Consider the following 3,602-nt stretch of genomic DNA (forward strand, 5'->3'; position numbering starts at 1 on the left):
TTAACCTAATAGTTTCATGACGGCGGCACACTGCGCCTGTACGGTATCACCGTGGGCAGGCGCAGACGCAACCGGGGCGGGTTCAACCGGCTGTTGGCGGTTTTTCAGCCGATAATAGGCCTGCCATTCATTGAGGGTGGCGGCAGGCAGGGACAGAATACGATAGGGGTCGGTTTCGCCGAGCTGCTCCGCAAGCGCAAAAGCAAAATGCAGCGTCGGCGAATTCATCAGTTTTTTTCGGCGTCCTCCAGTGTGCCGACGGCGTGGCGCTTCACGGTCTGGATGGCTTCAATCAGGGTGGCACTGTCGTGTGTGTCCATCAGTTCATCGACCGTCGGCAGATCGCCCGCCGGAATGGGTTTCCCTTTGTCATCCACCAGACAGTCCAGCACCCTTTGGATGTTCAGACGAGAAGCTTCCCGCCCGCTTCCTGTGTCACTGAGTTTGTCCACCGACTCTTCCAGATTCATCAGTTCGGCCGCTGTCATGCGGCGCAGGTTCACTTGGGTGCCAAAAAGCTCCACTTCTTTCACATGGGGGCGTGGGGTTAACAAGGCGGCTTTCAGTGCTTTCATTGGGTGACTCCTGTTTTCGGGGTGGCGATACCCCAGACGAGGTTATTCTGTTTGCCCTTGACCGTGATTTGAATGACTTCACTGGCCGGGGCGTTGATGTCGTTCATTTCCCAGCCGGACAGCGCTAATATCATGGTGGCGGTGCGCTTATTCGGCAGGGCAATGTAAAACTGGACGGTTTCACGCTGCTCGGCGGCGTTGAGGAAGGCGGTAAAATCAGCGTTTTCCGGGTCATCAATAAATCCCAGTGACTTTTCCGGGCCTTCCGGCATATCGGAAATAAACTGTTTGTTGGTGTCCCTCAGGGTGGTGCAGTCGATAAAACTGCCGGTTAACCCGGTGGCCCCCAGCGCCTTACAGTTAATCAGCGCTTTCATTTGATCCACCGTGTCGCCGGGCTTGCCGAACTTCACGAGGGTGCCCGCAGGCAGGACGGCATACTCAGGTGAGGATGTGGCCATGGTGTTTGACTCCTATTGACTGTAATCGGACAGGGCGTCGCGGATTTCCTGCGCGAGCACCTTAACGACGGCGGTTTTGTTGTAATCCAGCGCCGGACGGATAAACGGCTGTGGCACCTGTTTGATGGTGCCCATTTCCTGCGCCAGTGCTTTCATGCGATGGGGTTTAGTGGGGCCGACCGTGATCATCACCCCGCCTTTGTACTTCTTGGATTTTGTGGAACGAATTTTGATATTGTCCCGCAAGTGGGGGCCGTCACTTTTTTCGTCGTACCCCGCATGGGTTTCCATATCTTCTTTCACGATGCCCATCGCGGCTTTTCCGGCCTTGCGCAGGATTTGGGTCTGGAGATCAGTTTCCAGTGCCTGTAACCGGCGCCCCAGCTCCTCCAGCCCGGACAGGTTGGCGCTAATCATCGGCTGCCTCCGCAAAAGTCAGGACAAAATCACGGGTGATGCGGTAGCGCTTGCGGTTTTTCGTCTCCTCATCGGCCTCTTGGTGCAGCGGGCCGCGTGATACGGCCTGCACCGGATAGTGACCGATAAACCCGTGCTGCACCGACTCCCACGCTGAACGGATTTTGGCTTCCAGTTTGAGCGCTTGTGCATAGTCATGCAGGATCAGGCTTATCTGAAAGCGGGCGGCTATCAATCGGGTAGATGCCAGCCCGGTATTGAATTTGGGGTCACTGATACGCTGGTAGGTGACCCCTTCCAGTATGCCGGACGGCAATATCAGCGGGTAGACCGGTAACCCGGTTAACCGCGCTAAATCAGCTTGAATGTCAGGCTCTATCATGGCGTACATCCGCCTCCGTGGTGATCAGGGTCCGGTCGGCCCGGTTGCGGTCTATGGCGCGCACGGTAAACAGCCGTCCTTGGTGTTCAATCAGCCAAGGGGGTTCAATGTCCTTTCTGGGCCTGACAGTGAACTGTTGCACCTCGATCACTTGTTGCTGGTCAGCGGTGCGGATTTTGCGGTTAGACATCGCCTCGGCTTTTGCCCAGACGGTGGTGACGTATTCAGATTGAGTGATCTCAGCGCCCAGTTCGTCCTGTGTGATAACGGGGCGAAACAATTTGATGCGCTTATTCATTTCATTCGCCAGCATGGTCCCTCCTAAATCGACCGTATCCGGTAATCGTCCAGCAAATCCCTGAATCCGGGCGGTAACCGCTTCGGATCACGGGTTTCATACCAGAACCCCACGGCCAGCATTAAGGCCAGTTTAATAATAGGGGTTATCCGTATTCCGTTGGGATCGGTGTCAGGGATACTTTCTTCATAAACATTGCGGTTCAGGTAATTGGCCGCCTTTTCTCTGGCGGCTTCCAGATAGGCTTGTAACAACGCATCTTCCTCATCCGAATCTATCCGGCACTGCAACCGCAGCTCTTCAATCGTCGGTAATGGCATATTCCCTCCGCTAATAAGGCGGCACACAGGCCGCCCGAAGATTACTTACTGCCCGCAGCGCCTTTCAGCAACTTCACGGCGTGACTGTCAACCAGCATCGACCCAACACGTTTGGTGGTGTAGAACTGCACAAACGGTTTTTTGGTGTACGGGTCGCGCAACATGCGAACACCGATACGGTCCAGTATGCTGTAGCAACGTTTGAAGTTGCCAAAGGCCACCGGCACCGCATCCGGCGCTAAGTCCGCAAACTGCTCATTCTCCGCAATGCCGTAACCCAGCAAGGCGGAAGGCTGACCCAACTGCAAGCCCGGCTGCCACAGGTAGTTGCCTTGACTGTCTTTCAGGGTGCGGACCTTAAACAACAGGTTGTTGTTCATCATGAACTTCGCCCCGGTGCGGTACGGCTTGCGCAGGGTGTAGATCAGCTGCATGATTTCGTCTGCCGTGATCTCGGCGGGTTTTTTCAGCAGCAGGTGTTGCAGGGTGCCCCATTCGCGGTCTTTGTCCACCTTGTCATCCGAGCCAAAAGCCAGTAACCCTTTGGGTTTCTTGCTGCCGTCACCGTGGGTAAATGCCGCCTCTTCCTTCTCCGCAAATTCCTGTGCCAGTTCAGCGGTGATAAACGCTTCCACATCAAAGAAGGCATCATCCAGCATACGCTGGGTCGCGGCGGGGTTGCCGTAAATCTCCCCCCAGACCGGCTCAATCACGCCGAGCTGTGAGGTGGCGGTTTCCTCGCGCTTATCGGTTTCCCCCACCCAGCCGCTGGTCGTTCCGCCCTGATTGACCAGCTTCTTATACTCCGGCGTCCCCAGCGTTATCACGCTGCATTCCTGACGCATCACCACCTCATCTTTCAGGGCGCTGATAATGTTGCGGTCCAGCTCTTCCGGCACCGCATAGCCGCCATCGGGATCGGTCGTGGTCTGCATGGCCTTTTGTTCCAGCTCAGACAACCCATCTTCCTTACCCTTGCGGATAAACTGGGTGAATGCCGCCTTGTGTTCACTGGTGGCAGGGTTGTTGCCGCTGCCCGCCGGACGTTTCAGCCCCGCCAGTTCGTCTTCCAGTGCGGTTTTCAGGCTATCCAGCTCACCGAGCTTGCCGTTCAGGGTGTCCACCTGCTCAGACAGTTTGCCTTTTTCC

The 3,602-nt window shown here is 56.0% G+C and carries 8 protein-coding genes; all 8 read right to left on the reverse strand.

From position 1 onward, the window contains the following. Window positions 1–228, reverse strand: a complete 228-nt coding sequence (locus AAC854_RS21770) for a tail assembly chaperone (RefSeq protein ID WP_340618921.1) — start codon at window positions 226–228, stop codon at window positions 1–3. After that, entirely contained in the window at window positions 228–575 is a 348-nt protein-coding gene (locus AAC854_RS21775) for a phage tail protein (RefSeq protein WP_340618922.1), read from the reverse strand. Before AAC854_RS21775 ends, AAC854_RS21770 begins: the two co-directional genes overlap by 1 nt. Further along, the gene (locus AAC854_RS21780; RefSeq protein ID WP_340618923.1) at window positions 572–1,036 is read right to left on the reverse strand and encodes a phage tail protein; all 465 of its coding nucleotides are present in this window, start codon (window positions 1,034–1,036) and stop codon (window positions 572–574) included. The genes AAC854_RS21775 and AAC854_RS21780 overlap by 4 nt, the downstream gene beginning before the upstream one ends. 12 nt (window positions 1,037–1,048) lie before the next feature. Further along, entirely contained in the window at window positions 1,049–1,453 is a 405-nt protein-coding gene (locus AAC854_RS21785; protein WP_340618924.1) for an HK97-gp10 family putative phage morphogenesis protein, read from the reverse strand. Continuing rightward, window positions 1,446–1,835: a hypothetical protein gene (locus AAC854_RS21790; RefSeq protein WP_340618925.1), complete on the reverse strand. Its 390-nt coding sequence runs from the start codon at window positions 1,833–1,835 to the stop codon at window positions 1,446–1,448. Before AAC854_RS21790 ends, AAC854_RS21785 begins: the two co-directional genes overlap by 8 nt. Then, window positions 1,822–2,148, reverse strand: a complete 327-nt coding sequence (locus tag AAC854_RS21795; RefSeq protein WP_340618926.1) for a phage head closure protein — start codon at window positions 2,146–2,148, stop codon at window positions 1,822–1,824. The genes AAC854_RS21790 and AAC854_RS21795 overlap by 14 nt, the downstream gene beginning before the upstream one ends. A gap of 8 nt (window positions 2,149–2,156) precedes the next feature. Further along, on the reverse strand, window positions 2,157–2,453 hold the full coding sequence (locus AAC854_RS21800) for a head-tail connector protein (RefSeq protein WP_340618927.1): 297 nt from the start codon (window positions 2,451–2,453) through the stop codon (window positions 2,157–2,159). 41 nt (window positions 2,454–2,494) lie between these two features. Continuing rightward, on the reverse strand, window positions 2,495–3,602 hold a 1,108-nt coding region (locus AAC854_RS21805; protein ID WP_340618928.1), incomplete at its 5' end, for a phage major capsid protein.

It is taken from the genome of Xenorhabdus entomophaga (assembly GCF_037996725.1).
Taxonomy (GTDB): Bacteria; Pseudomonadota; Gammaproteobacteria; order Enterobacterales; family Enterobacteriaceae; genus Xenorhabdus; species Xenorhabdus khoisanae.

What these genes read in the sequence shown, in the direction of transcription:
- AAC854_RS21770 (WP_340618921.1), bottom strand. Translation starts at nt 228, where the DNA reads ATGAATTCGCCGACGCTGCATTTTGCTTTTGCGCTTGCGGAGCAGCTC.
- AAC854_RS21775 (WP_340618922.1), bottom strand. Translation starts at nt 575, where the DNA reads ATGAAAGCACTGAAAGCCGCCTTGTTAACCCCACGCCCCCATGTGAAA.
- AAC854_RS21780 (WP_340618923.1), bottom strand. Translation starts at nt 1,036, where the DNA reads ATGGCCACATCCTCACCTGAGTATGCCGTCCTGCCTGCGGGCACCCTC.
- AAC854_RS21785 (WP_340618924.1), bottom strand. Translation starts at nt 1,453, where the DNA reads ATGATTAGCGCCAACCTGTCCGGGCTGGAGGAGCTGGGGCGCCGGTTA.
- AAC854_RS21790 (WP_340618925.1), bottom strand. Translation starts at nt 1,835, where the DNA reads ATGATAGAGCCTGACATTCAAGCTGATTTAGCGCGGTTAACCGGGTTA.
- AAC854_RS21795 (WP_340618926.1), bottom strand. Translation starts at nt 2,148, where the DNA reads ATGCTGGCGAATGAAATGAATAAGCGCATCAAATTGTTTCGCCCCGTT.
- AAC854_RS21800 (WP_340618927.1), bottom strand. Translation starts at nt 2,453, where the DNA reads ATGCCATTACCGACGATTGAAGAGCTGCGGTTGCAGTGCCGGATAGAT.